This window comes from Streptomyces sp. NPDC001401, from assembly GCF_042895385.1.
Taxonomy (GTDB): Bacteria; Actinomycetota; Actinomycetes; order Streptomycetales; family Streptomycetaceae; genus Streptomyces.
Genome location: NZ_JBIAWI010000002.1, coordinates 1 through 19,607, shown reverse-complemented (window position 1 = coordinate 19,607; position 19,607 = coordinate 1). Strand labels below are relative to the sequence as shown.

Below are 19,607 nucleotides of genomic sequence, written 5' to 3'. Positions count from 1 at the left end.
CCCATGTCGACTCGTACGTATCAGTTCGGAAAGCACCGCCCCACGGGACTGGTGGGCCGCCGCGACCTCGGCGAACAGGTCGTTCTCGGTGCCGGTGCGGGCACCGGCATCCTGCTCGGCTATCTCTTCAACGGCGTGACGGCCATCGCCGCGGCCTGCCTCGTCCTGCCGATCCTGCTCGCCCTCGGCATCGTGTACGCCCCGTACCGGCCGAAGGGCACGTCCCAGCGGCGCACGCTCTACCGCTGGTGGAGGATCACCCGCTACCACCGCAAGGCGCTGCGACGTACTGGCGGGGTGTGGGTGTCCCCGGCCTTCGAGGCCGGCGTAAGTCACGACGGCACTCCGCCGGACGCCGCCCTGGCGGAGCCGGAAGGCATCGCCGGCATGACGTGGGTGCCGGTCACAGTCCGCGGGCAGAGAGCCGTCGTGGTCCTCCAGCCGGAGGCCCGCTGCGTCACGGCCACCCTGGAGATCGCCTCCCCCGGCCTCGGTGGCAAGGAAGTCGGCGAACAGGTCGTCGCCCTGGAGCGCTGGGGCGAGCTCCTCGACGCCTTCGGCAACGTCGAGGAACACCCGGTGAAGAGGATTCAGGTCCTCGCCCGGCAGATGAAGTCGGATCCCTACGCCCACCAGCGGTTCATTGCGCAGCGCGACGAGTCGGCGGCCACGGCCGACGCTCCGCAGTGGCTGAAGGACTCGTACGACGTACTGGCCAACGCCGTGTCCACCTCGGCGGAGGAGCACCGCTACTACATCACCATCCACGCCAAGTTCACCCGGGACCTGGCGGCCGAAGGCGCGGCCCGGGGCACGGGTGACGAAGGAGTCGCCGCCGCAATGGCCACGTACCTGGAAGAGCTGTGGTCCCGGGCGGAAGACGCCGACCTTTCGGTGATCGCGCCCCTGGACGAGGGCCGGATGACCGCGTTTATCCGCAACAGCTACGACCCCGACCATGCCATCTGGGACACGGGCCTCCCGCAGGCACACGCATTCCCCCGCAACGTCGACGTCCGTAACGGTGCGCACGTCGCGACCCGGGCCGCAGGGTCCACCGCCGGCTGGTTCCACGCCACGGCGGCTGTTGTCGGATGGCCCACCACGCCCGTCGGGCCGGACTTCCTGTCGCCTCTGCTGATCGGGATGCCGGACGTGATCCGAACGATCTCGATCACCCAGCAACTGGAGCCGAACGACAAGGCTGTGGAGCGGATGCTCGCGGAAGACACGAACAACCAGGCCGAGATGCACCGTGACCGTCAGCGCGGCAAGAACATCGACCCCCGTGACCAGATCGCGGCGAGCGCCACCGGTTCGCGGGGCATGGCCCTGGCGTCGTCGGGAGCGGCCGGGTCCGCCGTCGTCGGCTACATCACCATCTCCTCCCGCAGCGCCGAGGAACTTGAGCGCACGAAGCGCACAACTGCTTCCCGTGCCCGCAACGCCCATCTCCGGATCGAATGGCTCGACCTCGAACACGCTCGTGCCTTCGCCACCACCCTCCCCCTCGCCGGGGGTATCAAGTGACTGCCCTGCTCGACCTCGCCCCCCTGTCCACGATGCATGAGACGGTGCGCCGCCCGCTCTACACGGAGACGACCACGAGCCAAGCCCTGTACCTGCCCATCGCGCCTCCGACGCTCGGCACCGCAGGAGCGATCATCGGCCGGGAACTGTACTCGGGCAAGGCGTTCATCTACTGCCCCTTCTCCGCGTTCGGTGACGGCCTACCCGGCGGGAACATGCTGGTCGTGGGGGACACGGGCCGCGGCAAATCTGCGCTCGTCAAGACTTACACCGCTCGGCAGATCCGGCTCGGACGTCAGGTGGTCGTGCTGGACACGAAGGAGCAGAAAGAGAGGGAAGAGGGCGAGTGGGCCGCGCTGGGGCGCTCGCTGACCGGCAAGGCCCCCGTGAAGTTCGCTCCGGGAGGGGGGCACGGTGCCTCCTGCATCAACCCGATGGACCCCGCGATTGCAGGAAAGCGGCAGATCGAGCTCGTTCGGACGATCGTGGAACTTGGCCTCGGGAAGCCCCTGGACGAGTTCGCCGGCTCGGCCCTGCGGCTCGCCATCCGCAGGGCCCATCAGCGAGCTGGCAGCGCCGGACGCACGCCCGTCCTCGCAGACGTCGCCGCCGCACTCCGGTCTCCGGAGGAATCCGATGCGACGGCCAAGCAGCGCACGCAGGACCAACTCCTCGCAGACGGGCTTGAGGCGTCCTACGTGCTGGACCGGCTCTGCGGAAGCGAGCAGGATGCGACCGGCGATCTCACCGGCATGCTCGACGGACCGACGAGCCTCGGCGTCGACCTCGACGCCGACATGGTCGTCTTCGACCTGACGAAGGTCCCGTCCGGCGGCGTCGCCATGACCATCCTCGTCGCCGTGATCTCTGTCTTCCTCGAAGAGGTCTGGCTGCGCCCGCTGTGCGAGTGCGGGACGGAGCCGAGCCAGCACGAACGGGTTGTGGTCGACGCGAACTCCGGAGCCTGGGAACTGGGGCCGAACCCGGAATCGGGCTGCCGCCGCTACACCCAGCGCAAGCGCATCCTGGTCTGCGAAGAAGCGTGGCACATCCTCGGAACCCCCCAACTCGCCTCGCTGCTGGAGAAGTTCCTCAAATTTGCTCGTGGCTACGGCCTGTCCTGCATCTTCATCATCCACCACCTGACGGACATCGACGACAGCCCGGAGACTCAAGCCGCTCTGAAGATGGCGGACACCATCGTCGTGTACTCACAGAAGAAATCCGAGGCAGAAGCGACGGTAGCCCGGTTGGGCCTGCCGTCCTGGACTGCGGAGCACATCATGCGCCTGCGCCGCGGAATCGCTCTGTGGATCGTCGGCGAAGTGATCTATCCCGGCGTCCAACACCTCCTGGTCGAAGCCGAGCAGCACCTGTGCTTCTCCTCCGGCTCGATGACCGACCTCACCAGCACCTCCCCGGACACCGAATGAGCAGATACCGCCGTCTCTCCGCCGCCAGCCCCTTCCACACCGCTTCGGAGCGCACCGCCATGATCATCACCACCGACGAGACCACGCTCCCGGCCGGCGAGCATGCGGTGCGACAGGACATCGATCAACTGCACGCCGATGCCCTCGAACTCGCGCGCCGTACAAAGGCGCTGGCCACCGTGCTGGACCACGGCGATTACTCCGTCGCCGGTGGCCGCGTCCGGACGGCCGTCGCCCACATCTGGCGGGCCGCGGAGGACCTCCACAGCGCCTTTCACACGGCTCCGCCACGCTGTGCCGGGCCCGACGCATCGTTGTCCCGGCTCTGCGGCCGACGAATGCGCTACCTCGCCGCCCGGGTCGCGAGGAGGGCCGAGTAGTGGACTTCATGCCGAGCGGCATCTCCCTGGCCCTGTACGCCGTCACGGGTGTGTGCGCGGTGGCTCTGGTGACGCTGTGGATTCTGACGAATCAAAGTCGGCGAGGCGCAGGGTTCGCGTCCAAGGGACAGCTCAAGCGCCAGATGTCGGCCAAAGCGATCCTGAAGGCCACGGAGATCCGCCCGTCCCTTACCCGCGGTGAAGACCACCCCGCCCGCACATCAGCCTCGCGAAGAGCCGTTCCGCCGGTTCCTAACCCTGTCTCTCGCGTCACCTCGTCCCGGAGCACGTCATGAGCCACCCCCTCGATCCTCACGATTTCGGCTACTCGCTGGGAACCTCTCAACGCCCCAAAGGCGTGGAGCTGTGGTCCCGCGCCGACAAGGCATGCCGGGTCATCGGCCCCATGGGCAGCGGGAAAACGATGCGGTTCTTCGCCCCGCTCATCCGCAATTGGGCCGGTCCCGTCCTCGCTACCTCGACCAAACCGGACCTGGTCGAACTCACCCTCGACGCACGACGGCGTCAGGGCCGACCGGTCATGGTCTTCGACCCACAGAACATCGCTCCCTCACTTCCCAAGTTCCGGTGGACGCCGATCACGGGCGCGTCCGAAACGGAGATCGCGATGATGCGAGGAAAAGCGTTCGTCGCCGGTTCCCGGACCCCCGGGTCCGCAGCACAGTCCAGTGAAGGCAGCGCCTTCTACAAGGGGCAGGCATCCAAGATCCTGGCCTCCTTCTTCCATGCCGCCGCCCTCGACGGAGCCAGCATCGACTGGGTGCTGAAGTGGGCCCGCAAGCTTACGGACCCCGCACCCCTGGGCATCCTCGACGCCCATCCCGGCGCCGGCCCCGGCTGGGCGGACATGCTCCGCACTGCCACAACTGGGGACAGCCGTACCGTCGGCAACACCGCCTCAACCCTCGACGCCGCCCTCGAACCTTTCATGCACCAGTCGGTGATCCGCGCTCTCCAGGGAGACGGAGAGGACGCTACGGACTTCCACGAGTTCCTTGACGCAGGAGGCACCATCTACCTGCTCGGCAAGGACTCGGAGGTGAACAGCGTCGCACCGCTGACCACAGCGATAGCCGAAGACCTGCTGGACCTCGCAGAGGCTCACGCCATCGCGTCCCCAGCCGGGCGACTCGACCCGGCCCTCCTCGCCGCCTTGGACGAGGCGCCGAACATCGCCCCCATCCCCTCCCTTCGCCAACGCGTGGCCGACGGCCGAGGCCGAGGCATCACGGTCATCTACGGCCTCCAGGCTTGGGCGTCCGCCCGCGCCCGCTTCGGCGAGGACACGGCGAGAGAGCTGGCGGCGTTCACCAACAACGTCGTGGTCTTCGGCGGAGACAAGGACCCGGCCTTCCTCAAGGACATGTCCGACGTGTGCGGTCAGGTTGAACGGGAGCGCAAAACGACGACCACGACCGGGGGAGACCGCGGCGGCCATTCGACCGCCACCCAGATGGCACTGGAACCGGTCCTGCGCGGGGACGAGATCAGGAGTCTGCCGGAAGGCCACGCTTTGGTGCTCGCGGACAACCTCCCGCCCATCGTCACTCGTCTCGACGGCATGTGGACCTGGGAGTCCTGGACCGAGATCGAAGGTCGCGTCCGCGACCTGCGAACGGCCAACGAAGCGGAACGCTCACGGCAGGCCACAGCGAAGCAGATCCAGGCCAGGGCTCACGCCGCCGCATGGGCCAGCCGCGAGGGGGCGGCTGCCGCATGACGCATCTCCTTGCACGATTCGAGCCCTTCCCGGAGCCGCCGGCTCTGATCTTGGAGTACATCGCAGAGCGGAGTGCGGAGGAGTCCGTGGTCGACGGCCCCGCTCCATGGGATCTGGGGGCTCTGCCAGCTGAGTTGATCGCGCCGATGCCCGCGTGGCTCGACTCCGCATGCCGCTGGCTCAACTGGGCGTACGCCTGGCAGCCGCAGGACGTCATCCCCCCGTGCTGGAGGAAGCACGAGGGCCTTGGGTACGAGATCGCGGCCCTGGCCTTCGCCAGAACCGATGCGTACGCGGACGCAGGCTCGACCGTGATCTGGCACGAGCAGTACGACCGGTTCCTCACGCGGATGAACAAGGCCCTCGGCAAGGCCGGCGACGAATGCCGAGTGGGACGGCACGAAGACCGCCCGGCGCGCTTCCAGCTCGCAGCCTGGCCCGCACAAGCCGGTGGAGGCCGCGAAGAAACCAAGCCTGCGGAACGAGCCGAGGAGATGGCGCAGTGATGACGAACCCCGACATGGTCTTCTCGGCCGACCCCCGACATGGGTTGGTTGCGCGAAGCGGCTGGGAGCAGGAAGAAGCTCGAATGGTGCTCCGAGATCTCGGCTGGGAGTGGGCGGAGGAACTGCACGCTCTCGTCCCGCCGGACGACGTGCCACAGGTCGAAGCCGCGGTTCAGGCAGTGGCAGAACTGCACCTTCACGGTCACCGCACCGGATACGCGGTGGGACCGTACGGCACGATGCGGCTGGGCCTGGCACACGCAGAACAGGTATTCACGAGATTCGTGGCACAAGAAACCGTCGGGGGACGGCCCGACGGGACTTCCCCAAGCGGGCATCAGACGCCATCGCAACGATGGTCGGCTTATGGCAGCAGTGCCGCATCGCTGGAAAACATCCCGTCGACAGAACCTGACGGTCCCGGTATTTGACGGAACTACTGACGCGTTCCTCGCCTAGTACCGCGCCCGGGTGATACTCGTCGCCTGGAGCGGGCTATCACGAGTAAGTTCAGACCCGCGGAGTAACACCTCGTGCGTCACGTGATGCCCCGTCGAGAGACCGATGTTCCTGGCGATCCTCACGCACCCCGACATCTCGGCCACACCTCGTAGCACCGTTACCCAACCGTCCGGGGTTCCAGCCGACCGAGAGAGACATAGGGCCCCGCATCGAGGCAAGAGCAGCACTCACCAGTACGAGCGGCACGCCCTCAACGCAGTCTCGGCTCTGCCTATCAGAGAGGCTGGGCTGCCTCGACAACGGTCAACCCCTCAAGTCCTTGGAAGAACGCGGGGTTACTCACTGCGACCTCGCGCATGACCCCTACCACCGGCGCCGCCTGCGCGAGGGCCGTATACGTGAGCCCGACCTCGCGGAGCCGGTAGTCGAACAACACCGGTGGGAGGAGTACGTTCACGGTGTCCGTCAGGACCGTCAGGGTCGCGGTCGCGGCTGCGACAACACGTTGTCGCTCGTCAGCTGTGGTCTCCAGCATGAGCGCTCGCCATGGTACGTCGTACGGCGCTGGCGGGGCAGGCCAGTGCACAGATCCCGGTGCCGGGTGCCGCGTGCCCGTGTGGATCCAGCGCCGCAGCTCACACCGGGCCTGATCCAGGTCGAGGTCGCCGAGGAGCTTCTTGACGTGGACCACCATGGAAAGGTGAAGGCTCTCGGCGATGGCCGTCGTCAGCAGGTCACGATCGACGGCAGCATCAACAGAACCGAAATCCCCGCACAGATCTGGGTGCTGAGCCTGCCAGCGTTCGATGGCCTGCGCCCACTCGAAGCACTCCGCGAGCGGGTGCTGTCCATGCGCAGCGATGTACCGCTCGGTGTGCCCGGCGAGGTGCTGCTGCACCCATTCCTCAATCGTCATCGGCACGAATTTGCCCTCCCGGACGAGAATCAACGGACAGTTTGCCCTCCTTCCGAGGCCGAACACCACAGGCCCACGACAGGGCGGCCGAACCGATCGCGGACCGGCGGGCCCTTCTCAAGCAGATCGGGTCCCTGGGCAGTCGCTCATGTTGGTGATGACCTGCCGCTCCGTCGCACTTCGGCGTCGTGGGCCGCACATGGAAACCCTCAGTTCGCCCTGTGGGCTGATCAAGTGGCAAGTACGTTCAGCGTCTTGGAAGTTGACGAGCTGCTGGGGCAAGCACGCCAGGCGCGGTTCCCTCCAGCGTGGGAGGGGTGCCTTGTATGGGCGTCAGGTCTGGTTTCCTGGAATCTCGCGCAGCGGGCCTCGATCTCGGCACCTCTTCAACAGGTGCCTGATCATACCGAGTTGCACGTCGATCAGGTGGGCGAGGTGGCCGCCTGCGCCCTGCAAAGTCCTGCTCGATGACGGCCGCGACCACAGAACTCAGACCGGCTCGGTTCCCGCCGAAGATCCCCGGTGGGCCGGGAACGTCCTCGGGCACGTGCGTCAGGGCCCACGTCATGCGCCAGCTGCCGGAATCCGGGGCGATCGCGAAGCGGACGTTCAACAGGTGCAGGGTGTCCACGTACAGCGTTGCCCGGCGCGGGGTAATGGCACGCAGGCGGCTGTTGAGGGGGTCCGAGTTTGCGGCGTCGCTCGGCGCCGTTGTTTTCCCGGACGGCTTGCTCTCGCCCTCCACTCACCGTCACGCGCGCCTCGTGGGTTAACGGGGCGCTTAGGATTCACTTCCGTGGCAGACATCCCCGACGAATTGATCAAGCTGGAACGTTCCGCCGAAGACGCGCGCACGAAGCTCGCTGGTCTCGACGGTACGGCGTACGACGCGCAGTGGAAGGCGTGGCGTGACGCGGCCGCGGATTTCCAGGCCGCGGTGACGGAGTACGCGGGGCGCGAGGATGTGAGCACGTCGCGGTACGAGCTGGAGCAGGCGGTGAAGAAGGCCGTGCGGCACGCCGTGCCGGAGGGCTGACGGCTACGCATGGTCGGGCCACACGGCCAGCGTCGTGCGTTCGGCCTCGTCGACCAGGACGATGCGCGCCCCGGGCAGCCCCTGGTACTTGCTGACGCGTGCGGTAAACCGTTCGCGTGCGGTTGCCTCGCCTGAGGACCAGCCGTGGAGCGTGGGTTGGCCGGTTACGGAGATGGTGAGCTGGAAGCGCCAGCCGCGCCGCAGCGCCGCGCGGCGGCCCTTCTCTTCCCACTCCTGCGGGCTGACGGGGCACATGGTGAGCCCTAGTTCGGCGGTCACCTCCCGCAGATCGGCGAAGATGCCCTCCCAGGTGGTCGGCATGCGTGGTGCCGGCTTTGAGGTGAGCACCATGTGCGGCAGGCACAGGTCCACCCAGCGTGGCCCGTGGTCGGGGCTGTCGTACACGCGGGCGCTGGCGGCCATCTCGCCGCACACCAAACACGGAAGCATGCGGTGAATGCGGCGGAAGTACTCGCGGTCGGCTGGATCGCCGGCGCCGAATCCAGCGCGGACAGGTCGACGTGCTGCTGCCGCAGCAGCTCGCCCAGGTCCATACGCTCTCGCATGCAACCTCCCCTCGATGTGCAGGCGGCAGCCTACTGCCTAGAATCGAACATGTGAACGGCCCGGTCCCATCGAGGCTTGGCACGCACCCGTCGGTGGATCGCCGACGAGGAGCGCCGTGAAGCCGAGTGTGCTGTGACAGCGAAGGTTGATCGTTGCCACCGAACGTTGACAACTAATCAGTAAGTTCGTGCCATTGCAGATTGAGCACAACGCGTGCTGCGTACTGGAGCGTCAGGCGTGGAGGGGCGATGTGGGCACCGTGCTGCGACGGGAAAGAGCGGCTTCAGAGGTAACCGTCATGTCTTGAGGGCGGACGTTCAGAAGAGTCGCCGTCAGTCGGAGGGTCGGGCTCAGCCGTGCCTTGGGTAGGGGGAGCATCTGTGCGGTGGGCGCTCTGCGCTCGGCGCGCGTCTCGCCAGGCGCCCCACGCTGCCCATCCAGATAGGAACGTGCCCGCTCCCCCCAACAGTGCGGCCACGGCCCCCACCGACATGCTCATGGCTTCGATGGCGCCGTGGCTCGTCTGTTGGGGGTGCTTCCAATCCCCGAACGGCGTGGGTAGGACGCCGGTGACAGAAGCAACAGCGACACCTCCTACCACCCCGGCAACCAGGGCCGCACACAACCCGAATCGCGTCGCGCGCACCAGGTGGCGCGATGCATGTCCACCGTGACTGCACGTTCCGGCGTGCCTTTGCGCGGCAACGCCCCGAAACGCGGCGGCGGCGGCCTCCTCGCCGGGGAGCATATTCACAGAGGCGGGTGGGTCTTCCAGCTTTGGCGTGTGCGGTCGCAGCGCATCCAGCCGCGCCTCGATGTCGCGCAACAAGGCCTCGCCGTCGCCAGAAGTGCCCTTCCCCCTGCGGCGGGATTGCACGTAGTCCAGTGTTGACACGAGCCGTCGTTCCTCTAACCGTGCTTGGGCATCATGCCCCAGGCGGGACTCCATCCGCCGAAAGTGGCGAGTAAGCAGGAGCATCACCAGGATCAGGCATCCCTCGATGAAAGCAACGTAAGCAAAGATGGTCCCCTCCTGTCCCCAACGCCAGGTCGTTCGCCGACCATACTGCGACGGCCCAACTCCCCTTCGCGCGACGTTGGACGGCCAAACGCTTGAATCGCCCATCAGTGCTCAACATTCGATGGCACGCACTCAACGGTCGGTGTCACAGGACACCGAGCGGCAGCGCGGCCTCCAGGCCCGCCTGCCGGCACCGGAGTGGCTGATCGAACTCGGGCTCAACCGGCATGCTCCGCCGGTGTACGTGCACGTCGGGGACTGCTGGAACGCGGGCAAGCGCAGCCGAGGCATCGGCCGGGATCAGGCTCGGCGCGCGCTCGCGGAGTCGAAGCGTGCCCGCAGTGCCAGCCGGATACGGCCCTGGGGATGCTGCCCATTAGGCGCTGCGCGGCCGCCGCCCGGTCGCCTTCTTCCCTGTGGTCTTTTTCGCGGCAGTCTTCTTGGCTGGCTGCTTGGCTGTGGCCTTCTTCTTCAGCAGCTCGTGCACCTCGGCATCTTCGCCGCGGGAGGCCTTTGCCTGGGCCACGGACTCCTGCCCGTCTCAAATACTGCGCCCGAGGTTCTGGCAGATCACGCTCGATGACGATGGCGCAGTGAAGGGGACAGCGGGCAGGATCAGCCTCATGAAGATTCTCGTGCTGGGTGGAACGTGGTTTTTGGGGCGGGCTGTTGCCCAGGCGGCGCTTGATCGGGGGTGGAAGGTGTCCGCCTTCAACCGGGGGCGTTCCGGAGTGGCGCCGGAAGGGACACAGGAGATCCACGGTGACCGTACGGTGCGGGAGGACCTCGCAAAACTCGCAGCCCATGGACCGTGGGACGCGGTGATCGACACCTCTGCTTCCGAGCTCGCGCCGCGTGACGTGCTGGCCGGGGCAAAAGCCGTGGAGCCCGTGGCAGGAAAGTACGTCTACGTTTCCACAGTGAACGCTTACCGAGGCTGGCCGAACGAGCCGTTGACGGAGACGTCGGAACTGCTGGACGGTCCCGCTGAGGCTGACGTCAACTATGGTCGGCTGCCCGCGGATTGGAACGGGCCGGACTGGTATTACGGGCGCCAGAAAGCGGGTGCCGAGCGAGCGTCGCTAGCGGCCTTCGGGGCCGCGAGGGTGACGGTCTTGAGGCCGGGGGTCATCCTCGGGCCAGGGGAGTACGTTGGCCGGCTCCCTTGGTGGCTGCGTCGGGCGGAGTTGGGCGGCGCCATTCTTGCTCCCGGCCATCCAGCCAAGTCCATTCAGCCTGTGGACGTGCGGGACGTGGCCGAGTTCGCGCTCGACCAGGCAGCGGTCGGGGGCGGTGGTGCGTACAACGTCACCGCCCCTATCGGCCGTGAGACGATGGGCGGCTTCCTCAACGCGTGCCTTGAGGCCACTGGAAGTTCCGGGCATCTCGTCTGGGCTCCCGATGACCTGCTCCTCGAGCAGGGTGTGCAGCAGTGGACCGAGTTGCCATTGTGGCGAACTCATCTGGGAGCCTGGAATGTTGACTCCACTCAGGCCCAGCAGGCCGGACTGCGATGCCGCCCGCTCGCGGAGACTGTCGTCGATACATGGGAGTGGCTGCGAGGCGGCGGCACGCCAGTTGAGCACCCCCGCTGGGCCGAGCACGGAATCTCGACAGCGAAGGAAGCGGAGATCCTGGCCAAACTGGTTGCCTGATCGTCAGCTCTCGATGGCCAATGGTGGGGCGAGCCCGAGTTTTTGTGCAGCGGCACTGGCGGTGAATTCCTCGATTCGCTCGCCGAGCGTGCTCGCCTCGGCCGAACCATTGAAGTCAGGGCGGCAGAGTTCGGACCGAGCTGCTGCCAGGCGCTCCAGAGTTCCGGCTCCTCGCCATACCCTGGGCACTGAGAACACGGGGTCCAGGGCTTCGTGGGCCCCGGCGAGTTCTCCACGGAGCAACCGTGCGCGAGCGAGATCGACCGATGCCTGGGTTGATACGAGGATCGGCCGTTGTTCCTCGGGTTTGGCCGCCAGGAGGTCCAGGGCGCTGGCTGCCGCCGCCTCAGCGCCCTCAGCGTCGCGAAGCAGTAGGTACGTCGTCGCGTTACTCATGGCGACCCGGTCGCTCGGGAATCCGAACTCACCGCCGATGTCGTCATGGAGATCGTCCCGAGCTCCTGTGCTCTGCTCCAGGGCATTGCGTACAGCACGCTCCGCAGCTGCTCGATTTCCCAAATGCCCGTACGCGCGACCTTCGATGACAGACAGACGGGTACGGGCGGTGTCACCGAGCCCCCCGAACCGCTGCGCCGTATGGATGAGCCGGACGGACTCCGCCGGGCGGCCTCCCCAGTAGGCAAGAAAGGCGAGTGCGCCGTGAGCGTACGCCTGGAGAGGGCCATGCTCGATGACTTGCCCGTAGAGTGCTGCGGTTCGCGACAGCGAGACTGCGGCAGGCAGGGACCCCAAATCGAAGCAGATCGCAGAAAGGAGAGCCGCTGACTGGCCGGAGGCGAGGTATGCGCGCGTCTTCTGGCGAGGAACCTCCGTCCGTTCGAGCAGGGTCTGTGCGATGCCCAGGAGTTCTTTCGCCCGGCCGTACACCTGGATCGGGGACGTGGAGCTGTAGTCCCGGGCGAGGGCCACTACGTCGTCGGCAAGTTGATCGAGGGTCATGTCGGGCACGCTGAGGGAGGCGGCACCACTAGCGTGCGCGGCTGCATCCCGAGCAGTCATTACAAGTTCACTTTCATCGAGCGCAAATGCGTGTTGATTGGGCGAGGCCGGAGACAGCTCGGTCGGAGGACTCAGGAGCTGGCGTGCGGTGTAGCCGAACATGCGCTCCAGCACTTGCGGTGCTGGCTGGTTCGGGAGTCCTCGCACACGACCCGCCGTCCACCGCCGAAATGTCTGTTCCTCCACGGTTGTGGTGGAGCGAGGCCTGCCTACGGCTACTGCAACCTCCTGGGCGGCTTGTTCGTAGGCCCGCCTGAACATTTCGTACGTCCATCCGCGCTCCCGTACGAGTAATTGGAGCAGCGTCCGCGCTTCCATGGCCGAGGCTTCCCTTCCAGCCGAGCTGTCCGCGATGGGGGCGTAGCAGCATGGGCGGCCCCACGACCCACTATTGCCCAACTTGCCGCAACAGAAGCGATCTCGGGGTGACGTGGGGCCCAGATGACATGTCTGTGATACCCGCCTCACCTCACCGTGCTTGAGGTGATACCCGGCGCGACATGGTGAGTTCTGCCCAGCTGCGCAAATCTTGATCTCCCCCAACGCTCTGCGTTCGGGGCACGTCCGATCGGTCAAATAGGGGGCTCAACGTTGGTGAGCCCACCCGCGCAGCGAACCAGGGAGTCTCCTGTGACGCACATGGTGAGTGCCGCTCTTGCTTTCCCTCTTGCCGGAGCGCACACAACTGAATTCCCTCCGCTTGCCGTTGAGCCGGACGATGGTGAAGTTCCGCGAGGTCGAGAGGTGGCCACTCCGGCAGCCCCGCCTCGTCTGCGGCCGTTCGAGCGCAAGTGGCCGTTGCGTCCGACAACGGTCCGGTTGGCCCGGGTTCATGCCCGGACCTGGCTGGCGATGTCCAGATGGCCGGGGGACCAGGACGAGGCTCTTCTCGTCGTTCAAGAGGTCGTGGAAAACGGTGTCAAGCATCCGACGCACGTTCCCGCCGACGGCGTGATCGAGCTCGTCCTGTGCATCACCGAGGACGACGGTTTGCTCATCGACGTGGCCGATCCGGACCCGAGGTTCCCTGGTTTCAATGAGGTCATCATTGCAAGCCCTCACACGGGGCTCGGTCGCGTGCGCGCGCTGGGCGGCGAAGTCACCTGGGGCACGCCGGACGTCGAGCGCGGAAAGACCGTACGGGTGCGGATGCGACCCGCGACGCCGCGACCTGCCTGAACGCTCGCCGCTCCCCATCTCGCCTACGACCACCGACTGTTGAGGATTGTCATGTCTGACCGCGTGTCCGCCACCCGCCCGGTCACCCATCGCCGCAGACGAGATGGCCGCCCGCGGGCGGACCGCTATCTCCTTGATGAACTCGTCGGCGTGCTGGCCGTACCGCTGCTGTGCTTGGTCGCCCTGTGGAGCGTGACGCTCCTGGCCGCGCGGATGTACGAGTTCACGATCATGCAGTTCGCGCTGGCTCTCGGCGGCTGCTTGTTCACCGCCGGTGTGGTCGGTTGCCTGCGGATACGGGCCGTGGCAGTTTCGCTTCAGGGCCGGCGTGCTGCCGAGTTCGAGCGGGTCAAGGAATCCGTGGGAGCGGCCGAGCAGACCTTGATCTGGACGGCGGACGAGCTGTACAGAGGCACTCGGCCGCAGCTTCCTCCTGAGCCTCCTGCAGCAGGCGACGACCCGGTTGAGGAAGTCATGGCGCTGATCGGCAACTTGCAGGTGCAGGGTGCGTTGAGTCTGCTGCGGACGTACGAAGAGTCTCAGGCGGCGGTGCTCGTCGCGATGCACCGGACCCTGACGCGACGCCAACACGGGCTGATCGACGCTCTGTTGGAGCACATGACGCTCCTGCAGATGACGACCGACGACCCGGAGCTTCTGCACCGGTGCTTCCATATCGACCACCTCGCGACGCGGCTGCGCCGGATGGTGGAGAGCGTGTCCGTCGTCCTGGGCGGCCAGTCCCTGCGCGAGACACGCTCACCGGTGCCGGTGTTCACGCTGCTGCGCGGCGCGAAGTCCGAGGTGGTCAAGTACGAGCGCGTCGACATCGTGCCGGGGGATGTCGGCACCACCATCGCGCTGCCCGCGCACGTACACCCCGATATCACGCACCTGCTCGCCGAGCTGATCGATAACGGGCTGGCGCACTCCTCTCCCGCGACCAAGGTCACCGTCCGGGCGCAGAGCGTGGCCCAGGGCCTTTTGATCGAGGTGGAGGACCGGGCCAGTCGTCTGATGGACCCGGACAAGCGGGAGCGGCTGAATCGTCTCCTCGCCCGCCCGGACGAGGCCGATGTCGCGGGCCAGGTCCGTGACGGGAACCTCGGCCTGATCACCAGCGCGAAGATCGCCGCTAAGTACGACCTGAAGGTCTGGCTGGAGATGAACAAGATGGGCGGTACGACCGCCCACGTCGTCATCCCCGGCCACTATCTCCTGGCGGCCAAACCCACGGTCGGCACCATCACGGTCCCCGCCCAGCCAGCGCCGGCCGAGCCGGTACCCGCTACCCCGGAGCTGGCGTACGCGGGAGCCGCGCGCCCCACACCGTACGCGGACAGCTCCGCGGGGCAGACCGCCCGCAGCGACTCGGACCCGCTGCCTCGGCGCAAGCGTGTGCCCCGGCCGATGCCGGACGGCAAGGGCGGTGAGCCTGCGGCGCCGGCCCCGGCCGCGAACCCCCAGAACATGGCCGACTGGCGCACGGGCCTCCAGGCCGGGATGAGCGCCGATCCGCCGCCCGGCACACCTGCGACCCCTCATTCCTGACCCCCACTACCTTGCCTGGAGTTCCCCGCCATGACCTATGACGTGAGCCTGACAGAACCTGTGTATGCCCTGGAGCACGCCAGGGAGGAGATGACCGGCCTGCTCGACGAGTTCGTGAAGGACACCACCGGTGTCACGCTCGCGGTGCTGGCCTCTCGCGACGGCATCAAGCAGGTCTTCCCCTCGCACATGACCTCCAAGGACGAGATCGACTGGCTCGATGAACTGGCCGCGTCGTCCGCGGGGTTGATGGCCCTGGCCAAGGGGACTACCGGGCCGACGGGTCACAAGCTGCCGGTGGGGCAGCTCCTCATCGAGCGGACCGACAGCCTGTTCCTGCTCACCGAGGCCGGGATCGGCCACTCGTTCACCGATTCCGGCAAGACGGTGGCGACGGTGCTCCTCGTACTGGTCGCCACGGACGCGAACATCGGCCAGGTCGCTTACGACGCCGGGGTGATGGTGCAGCGGTTCGCCCCGTTCATGACGACCCCGGTCCGTGTGTTGAGTCAGGACGACGGTGTCGCGTGAACTCCCCGACAGGCCAGGACTCATTAGAGACCGGGGCCTTGGACGAGACGACCACCATCGTGCGGCTGTATGCGATGACCAACGGCGTCACCAAGGCCCGTCACACCCTCAGCCTCCACACGGTCCTGGGAATCGGACACCGAACTCCCCGGCCGGGACTGTCCGCGGAGAGCGTCCGACTCGTCGAACTGTGCCGCCAGCGGCAGCGTCCCCTCACCGAGCTGGCCGGCCTCCTCGCTCTCCCCGTGACCTTGGTGAGAGTCCTCGTCTCCGACCTGATCGACGCAGGCGTCCTGACCGTGCCCAAGCCAGACCGGCGCAGCGCGAACAGCGACGTGCAGCTGCTCCTGGCGGTCGCCGCCGGTATCAAACGCCGGCATCCAAACGCCCGTGCGAAGGCCGGGTGACGTCATGACCGCAGTTCCACAGCCCACGAGGGCAACCGCCAAGCTGCTCTTCTCCGGAGGCTTCGGCGTCGGCAAGACCACCGCGATCGGCGCCATCAGCGACATCCCCCCGCTGCGCACCGAGGAGGTCCTCACCGCGCAGAGCACGAGCGTCGACAGCCTGGACGGCATCGAGGGCAAGACGACCACGACGGTCGCCTTCGACTTCGGACGCGTTGGCCTCGACGACCCGGTCCCGGTGGAGCTCTACCTGTTCGGTACGCCTGGTCAGCCCCGCTTCTGGGGTTTCTGGAACGAGCTGGCCGAAGGGGCGCGCGGCGCGGTGGTCCTGGCCGACACCCGACGGCTGGAGTCGAGCTTCCCCGCGGCCGACTTCTTCGAACAGCGCGGCCTGCCCTTCGTCATCGCCGTCAACGTGTTCCCGGGCACCAGGCGCCGCCCGCTCGCTGAGGTTCGCGAGGCCTTCGACGTGGACACGAACGTGCCGGTCATGTTCTGCGACGCCCGCGACGCCGACTCCGTCGCCGGGGTCCTGATCACCCTGGTCCGGTACGCCGTCACCCTCCAATCCGCCGACTCCGCACTCCTGGACGCCTGATGACCCATTTCCCCAGCAGCCCGCACCCGGCCGTGACCGTCCCGGACCCCGGCCCCGTCCCTGGTGGCACGCAGTGCAAGATCGAGACTTTCACCGATGACCCGCAGGCCGAACTCGCGGAGATGGCGACACGTCTGCACCGGTTCAGTGAACTGGGCATCCACCTCAAAGCCCAGGCAGTCTTCGACGACCTCGCCGACGACATCGCCCAGCGCAGCGGCTTCCTCTACGCCATGGCGAACGCGTTCGGTGAGCAGCAGACCTTCCTCGGCCTGCACAACCCCCCGTCCGACGCCGGCTACCCGATCATCGGCCGCACCATGAGCCGCGGCCAGGGCTACTGCCCCGAAGTCGTACGGCGCAGACGGGGCCTGCCCCTGCCGAACGTGGCCGCCTCCCCTCGCTTCCAGAGCAACGACGTCGTCGATGCCGCCGGTATCCAGAGCTACTTCGGGGAGCCCGTCATCGACGCCGTCACCGGCCTCGCCCTGGTCACGGTCTGCCTCATCGACCCCGAACCACGCACCTTGAGGGACGCGGCCCGACTGCAGGGCATCGTCCGCGACGGTGCCCGGACCACCGCCGACCTACTCAAGATCCCGCCGCACGCCTCCTGACCCACCGACCCGGGACCCCCACACCCCGCGGTACCGGCCGCACCCCGCCTTGCGACCCCACACAGGGACTAGGGAGACGACCATGCCCGCCACACCCACACCACCCCCCGAGGCACTGCGCCCGTATCTCACTCCCCGCCATGAACTGCTGTGGCAGGAAGCGGAGTTGTTCGCCGAGCAGTACGTCGCGCCCCGCGTCCCCAGGCTGGAGCGCTCGACGAGCAAGTACGACCGCCGCCTGGCACAGCTGATGGCCGCCAAGGGCTGGTTCGGCGTGACCATCCCCATCGAGTACGGCGGGATGGAGGCCGGGCACGTCGCCAAGACGATCCTGATCCACCGGACTTCCGTGGTGTCCGCAGCGGCGGCAGCGATCCTCCAGGCCACCCTCATCCCCGTCGGCGCGCTGGACCGCTTCGGCACCCACGAACAGAAGACGCGATGGCTGCCGCGGGTCGCGGACGGCTCGGTGTTGATGTCGATTGCGGTCACCGAGCCGACCGCCGGTGGTCACATCGGCGGGATGGAGGCGGTGGCGGAGCGGGACGGGGACGAGTGGGTGATCACCGGCAGCAAGGCGCACATCGGCAACGTGCACATCGCGGACCTGCACGTCGTCGTCGCCCGCACTGGTACGTCCGAGGACAGCCCCTCGCAGGCCCTGACCGCCTTCCTCGTCACCAACGACCTGCCGGGCGTGAGCGTTGCTCCGTACCGGGCGGGGCACGGGCTGAGGGGTTTTTCCGCGGGCCGGCTCGACCTCGACCACGTCCGGGTCCCGGTCGACTGTGTCCTTGGGGAGGTCGGGCAGGGCATGGAGGTCGCCCAGCGCAGCAGCATCCGCTACGGGCGGCCGAACTTGTCCGCCGTCAGCCTCGGCATCCACGAGGCGGTCATGAGCCTGACCACCCGCTTCCTCGGCGAGCGGCAACGCTACGAGGCAACCCTGCTCGACCTGCCGGTCCTCCAGGACCGTCTCGGCGCGATCGTGCACCGGCTGCGCGCCGCACGCGTCCTGCTCTACCACGCCGTCCATCTGCTCGACCACGGCATCGAGTGCGACACCGAACTCATCAACGCCAAGTACAGCAACCATGCGTGGGCCCTGCAGTCCGCCCAAGACGCCATGGAACTCCACGGCGCCCACGGCCTCGACCCCAACTACCTCCTCCAGTGCCTGATCCGGGACATCCAGTCCACCTACGCCCCCGCGGGCACGGGCGAATTCCAGCGCATCCACCTGGCCAGATCCGTCCTCAGCGCAGCCCCAGCAACTGGGCAAAGCACCTAGCCGCCAACGCCGCCGTCTCTCCGTGCCCCAAGCGCCTGCTCTTCCGGACACCGAACCCACCCACCACACGAAGTCCAGGAAAACCGATGACGACTGATGATCTGCCGGTTCCCGACAGCAGCCCGACTCCGCCCCTTGAGGACAGTGCCGTCTCGCCGGACGTCCAATTGACGGAGCGACAGTTGGGGATCCTCCAGTGCATACGCCAGGCAGTACAGATGAGGGGATACCCGCCGTCCCTGCGGGAGATCTGCCAGGCAGTGGGGCTGAGAAGCACCTCGTCGGTCGCCCACCAGCTCAGGCAGTTGGAGAAGAAGGGACTCGTCGCCGTGGACCCGCGCCGTCCCCGCGCGTATCGGCTCCTCACCGGCGACGCGACCGGCCCGCAGATCCCTCCCGTGCAACAGGTCGGATGCCTGCTCCTTGCCGGTGACAGCGCGGAAGAGCACACGAGCCCGCTTGTACTGCGGGTCGTGCTCGACCCGCCCACCAGACGGGCGCTGCTCTCCGGTGCCCTGCCGACCGTGAAACAACAGCCCATGTCCGACACCAACTGCATCGCATTCAGCGACGCCGGCATCCTCGGCCAGGTCACCGCTGTCGCCCACCCCGTGGAAAGCCCGCACTGCCCCTGACCCCCGTGTGCGGCAGCCCCGTTCACATCCACTGCCGCGCACGGGCCTCACCCTCTTGCGGCCGAGTGGATGCCCCTCTACTCGGCGCAAGGGGCACCATCTCGTTCCCCAGACCGGACGGCGGCCGGGGGAACGAGGGCCCCGGTCCCTGTTCTCGCCGCGTGTGGGGTGCTGCGAAACAGGGACCGGGAGATCCCACAACACCAGCAACCCAGTCGATGGAGATCCACGTGACCAGCGGCGGACACCACGCCCCTCCCACCTTGAGCGGCCCCGGCAGTCGGGGCGGACCGGGGCAGCGCACGGCTGCCGCCACTGTCGAGCAGTGGCAGCAGCCCCTGAAGCAGCTGCCTGCCTACGCCCCAGGTGTGCATCTGACCGGCCGCGACCGCGAGAAGTACCGGGCCGCGGTGGCCCTGTCGACGGTCAGCCGATTCGGCTCTGTCGGGGATCTTGTGACGTCACCTGCCTGATCTGGGCATCTACCGGGTGTGCGGTTCAGGGGGTTTGGGGCGGTTGCTGCCGCATTTA

General features: G+C 67.3%; 21 protein-coding genes and 1 pseudogene. 18 read left to right on the top strand and 4 right to left on the bottom strand.

Annotated features, from left to right (window positions below):
* The first annotated feature begins 3 nt into the window (after positions 1 to 3).
* The 6 genes from ACFY10_RS07780 (at position 4) to ACFY10_RS07755 (ending at position 6,021) form a co-directional block, all read left to right on the top strand.
* Positions 4 to 1,530 (top strand): SCO6880 family protein, encoded by a 1,527-nt coding sequence (locus ACFY10_RS07780; protein WP_390664177.1) that lies wholly within the window; start codon positions 4 to 6, stop codon positions 1,528 to 1,530.
* Positions 1,527 to 2,963, top strand: coding sequence for an ATP/GTP-binding protein (locus tag ACFY10_RS07775; RefSeq protein ID WP_390664176.1), 1,437 nt, complete (start codon positions 1,527 to 1,529; stop codon positions 2,961 to 2,963). Before ACFY10_RS07780 ends, ACFY10_RS07775 begins: the two co-directional genes overlap by 4 nt.
* Positions 2,960 to 3,343, top strand: coding sequence for a DUF6238 family protein (locus ACFY10_RS07770; protein ID WP_390664175.1), 384 nt, complete (start codon positions 2,960 to 2,962; stop codon positions 3,341 to 3,343). Before ACFY10_RS07775 ends, ACFY10_RS07770 begins: the two co-directional genes overlap by 4 nt.
* A 292-nt stretch (positions 3,344 to 3,635) precedes the next feature.
* Positions 3,636 to 5,084: a type IV secretory system conjugative DNA transfer family protein gene (locus ACFY10_RS07765; RefSeq protein ID WP_390664174.1), complete on the top strand. Its 1,449-nt coding sequence runs from the start codon at positions 3,636 to 3,638 to the stop codon at positions 5,082 to 5,084.
* On the top strand, positions 5,081 to 5,590 hold the full coding sequence (locus tag ACFY10_RS07760; protein ID WP_390664173.1) for a hypothetical protein: 510 nt from the start codon (positions 5,081 to 5,083) through the stop codon (positions 5,588 to 5,590). Before ACFY10_RS07765 ends, ACFY10_RS07760 begins: the two co-directional genes overlap by 4 nt.
* Positions 5,590 to 6,021 carry a hypothetical protein gene (locus ACFY10_RS07755; RefSeq protein ID WP_390664172.1) on the top strand — a complete coding sequence of 144 codons (432 nt, stop codon included), beginning with the start codon at positions 5,590 to 5,592 and terminating at the stop codon, positions 6,019 to 6,021. The genes ACFY10_RS07760 and ACFY10_RS07755 overlap by 1 nt, the downstream gene beginning before the upstream one ends.
* Before the next feature lie 305 nt (positions 6,022 to 6,326).
* Here the strand turns inward: ACFY10_RS07755 and ACFY10_RS07750 are convergent, their stop codons facing one another.
* A complete protein-coding gene (locus ACFY10_RS07750; RefSeq protein WP_390664171.1) occupies positions 6,327 to 7,001 on the bottom strand; it encodes a hypothetical protein in 675 nt (224 codons plus the stop codon).
* Between the two features lie 763 nt (positions 7,002 to 7,764).
* On the opposite strand from ACFY10_RS07750, the gene ACFY10_RS07745 reads away from it, so the two are divergent.
* Positions 7,765 to 8,004 (top strand): hypothetical protein, encoded by a 240-nt coding sequence (locus ACFY10_RS07745; RefSeq protein ID WP_390664170.1) that lies wholly within the window; start codon positions 7,765 to 7,767, stop codon positions 8,002 to 8,004.
* Between the two features lie 3 nt (positions 8,005 to 8,007).
* Here ACFY10_RS07745 and ACFY10_RS07740 read toward each other — a convergent pair whose 3' ends face one another.
* Positions 8,008 to 8,427 (bottom strand): hypothetical protein, encoded by a 420-nt coding sequence (locus ACFY10_RS07740; RefSeq protein ID WP_390664169.1) that lies wholly within the window; start codon positions 8,425 to 8,427, stop codon positions 8,008 to 8,010.
* 1,166 nt (positions 8,428 to 9,593) lie between these two features.
* Between ACFY10_RS07740 and ACFY10_RS07735 the strand changes: the two are divergent.
* Positions 9,594 to 9,908: pseudogene (locus ACFY10_RS07735) on the top strand (DUF6233 domain-containing protein); the annotation flags it as partial.
* A gap of 60 nt (positions 9,909 to 9,968) precedes the next feature.
* Here the strand turns inward: ACFY10_RS07735 and ACFY10_RS07730 are convergent.
* Positions 9,969 to 10,118 (bottom strand): hypothetical protein, encoded by a 150-nt coding sequence (locus ACFY10_RS07730; RefSeq protein WP_390664948.1) that lies wholly within the window; start codon positions 10,116 to 10,118, stop codon positions 9,969 to 9,971.
* Between the two features lie 97 nt (positions 10,119 to 10,215).
* Between ACFY10_RS07730 and ACFY10_RS07725 the strand changes: the two genes are divergently transcribed.
* Entirely contained in the window at positions 10,216 to 11,247 is a 1,032-nt protein-coding gene (locus ACFY10_RS07725; protein ID WP_390664168.1) for an NAD-dependent epimerase/dehydratase family protein, read from the top strand.
* 3 nt (positions 11,248 to 11,250) lie between these two features.
* Here ACFY10_RS07725 and ACFY10_RS07720 read toward each other — a convergent pair whose 3' ends face one another.
* A complete protein-coding gene (locus ACFY10_RS07720; RefSeq protein ID WP_390664167.1) occupies positions 11,251 to 12,369 on the bottom strand; it encodes a hypothetical protein in 1,119 nt (372 codons plus the stop codon).
* Positions 12,370 to 13,011: 642 nt separating this feature from the next.
* Between ACFY10_RS07720 and ACFY10_RS07715 the strand changes: the two genes are divergently transcribed.
* From ACFY10_RS07715 to ACFY10_RS07675, 9 genes are all read left to right on the top strand, one after another.
* Positions 13,012 to 13,446 (top strand): ATP-binding protein, encoded by a 435-nt coding sequence (locus ACFY10_RS07715; protein WP_390664166.1) that lies wholly within the window; start codon positions 13,012 to 13,014, stop codon positions 13,444 to 13,446.
* Between the two features lie 51 nt (positions 13,447 to 13,497).
* Positions 13,498 to 14,997 carry an ATP-binding protein gene (locus tag ACFY10_RS07710; RefSeq protein ID WP_390664165.1) on the top strand — a complete coding sequence of 500 codons (1,500 nt, stop codon included), beginning with the start codon at positions 13,498 to 13,500 and terminating at the stop codon, positions 14,995 to 14,997.
* Positions 14,998 to 15,027: 30 nt separating this feature from the next.
* Positions 15,028 to 15,528 (top strand): roadblock/LC7 domain-containing protein, encoded by a 501-nt coding sequence (locus tag ACFY10_RS07705; RefSeq protein ID WP_390664164.1) that lies wholly within the window; start codon positions 15,028 to 15,030, stop codon positions 15,526 to 15,528.
* 38 nt (positions 15,529 to 15,566) lie between these two features.
* Positions 15,567 to 15,935 carry a DUF742 domain-containing protein gene (locus tag ACFY10_RS07700; protein ID WP_390664163.1) on the top strand — a complete coding sequence of 123 codons (369 nt, stop codon included), beginning with the start codon at positions 15,567 to 15,569 and terminating at the stop codon, positions 15,933 to 15,935.
* 4 nt (positions 15,936 to 15,939) lie between these two features.
* Entirely contained in the window at positions 15,940 to 16,533 is a 594-nt protein-coding gene (locus ACFY10_RS07695; RefSeq protein WP_390664162.1) for an ATP/GTP-binding protein, read from the top strand.
* The gene (locus tag ACFY10_RS07690) at positions 16,533 to 17,150 is read left to right on the top strand and encodes a GAF domain-containing protein (protein WP_390664161.1); all 618 of its coding nucleotides are present in this window, start codon (positions 16,533 to 16,535) and stop codon (positions 17,148 to 17,150) included. Before ACFY10_RS07695 ends, ACFY10_RS07690 begins: the two co-directional genes overlap by 1 nt.
* An 82-nt stretch (positions 17,151 to 17,232) precedes the next feature.
* Complete coding sequence (locus ACFY10_RS07685) at positions 17,233 to 18,441, top strand: acyl-CoA dehydrogenase family protein (protein WP_390664160.1); 1,209 nt, start codon at positions 17,233 to 17,235, stop codon at positions 18,439 to 18,441.
* An 86-nt stretch (positions 18,442 to 18,527) separates the two neighbouring features.
* The gene (locus ACFY10_RS07680; RefSeq protein WP_390664159.1) at positions 18,528 to 19,076 is read left to right on the top strand and encodes a winged helix DNA-binding protein; all 549 of its coding nucleotides are present in this window, start codon (positions 18,528 to 18,530) and stop codon (positions 19,074 to 19,076) included.
* A 230-nt stretch (positions 19,077 to 19,306) separates the two neighbouring features.
* On the top strand, positions 19,307 to 19,549 hold the full coding sequence (locus ACFY10_RS07675; protein WP_390664158.1) for a hypothetical protein: 243 nt from the start codon (positions 19,307 to 19,309) through the stop codon (positions 19,547 to 19,549).
* Positions 19,550 to 19,607 lie beyond the last annotated feature (58 nt).

Excerpts from the sequence above, each read along its gene's own strand:
- ACFY10_RS07755 (WP_390664172.1), top strand. The coding sequence starts at position 5,590 with ATGACGAACCCCGACATGGTCTTCTCGGCCGACCCCCGACATGGGTTG.
- ACFY10_RS07720 (WP_390664167.1), bottom strand. The coding sequence starts at position 12,369 with ATGTTCGGCTACACCGCACGCCAGCTCCTGAGTCCTCCGACCGAGCTG.
- ACFY10_RS07725 (WP_390664168.1), top strand. The coding sequence starts at position 10,216 with ATGAAGATTCTCGTGCTGGGTGGAACGTGGTTTTTGGGGCGGGCTGTT.
- ACFY10_RS07770 (WP_390664175.1), top strand. The coding sequence starts at position 2,960 with ATGAGCAGATACCGCCGTCTCTCCGCCGCCAGCCCCTTCCACACCGCT.
- ACFY10_RS07780 (WP_390664177.1), top strand. The coding sequence starts at position 4 with ATGTCGACTCGTACGTATCAGTTCGGAAAGCACCGCCCCACGGGACTG.
- ACFY10_RS07710 (WP_390664165.1), top strand. The coding sequence starts at position 13,498 with ATGTCTGACCGCGTGTCCGCCACCCGCCCGGTCACCCATCGCCGCAGA.
- ACFY10_RS07690 (WP_390664161.1), top strand. The coding sequence starts at position 16,533 with ATGACCCATTTCCCCAGCAGCCCGCACCCGGCCGTGACCGTCCCGGAC.
- ACFY10_RS07680 (WP_390664159.1), top strand. The coding sequence starts at position 18,528 with ATGACGACTGATGATCTGCCGGTTCCCGACAGCAGCCCGACTCCGCCC.
- ACFY10_RS07705 (WP_390664164.1), top strand. The coding sequence starts at position 15,028 with ATGACCTATGACGTGAGCCTGACAGAACCTGTGTATGCCCTGGAGCAC.
- ACFY10_RS07765 (WP_390664174.1), top strand. The coding sequence starts at position 3,636 with ATGAGCCACCCCCTCGATCCTCACGATTTCGGCTACTCGCTGGGAACC.
- ACFY10_RS07760 (WP_390664173.1), top strand. The coding sequence starts at position 5,081 with ATGACGCATCTCCTTGCACGATTCGAGCCCTTCCCGGAGCCGCCGGCT.
- ACFY10_RS07740 (WP_390664169.1), bottom strand. The coding sequence starts at position 8,427 with ATGGCCGCCAGCGCCCGCGTGTACGACAGCCCCGACCACGGGCCACGC.
- ACFY10_RS07685 (WP_390664160.1), top strand. The coding sequence starts at position 17,233 with ATGCCCGCCACACCCACACCACCCCCCGAGGCACTGCGCCCGTATCTC.
- ACFY10_RS07695 (WP_390664162.1), top strand. The coding sequence starts at position 15,940 with ATGACCGCAGTTCCACAGCCCACGAGGGCAACCGCCAAGCTGCTCTTC.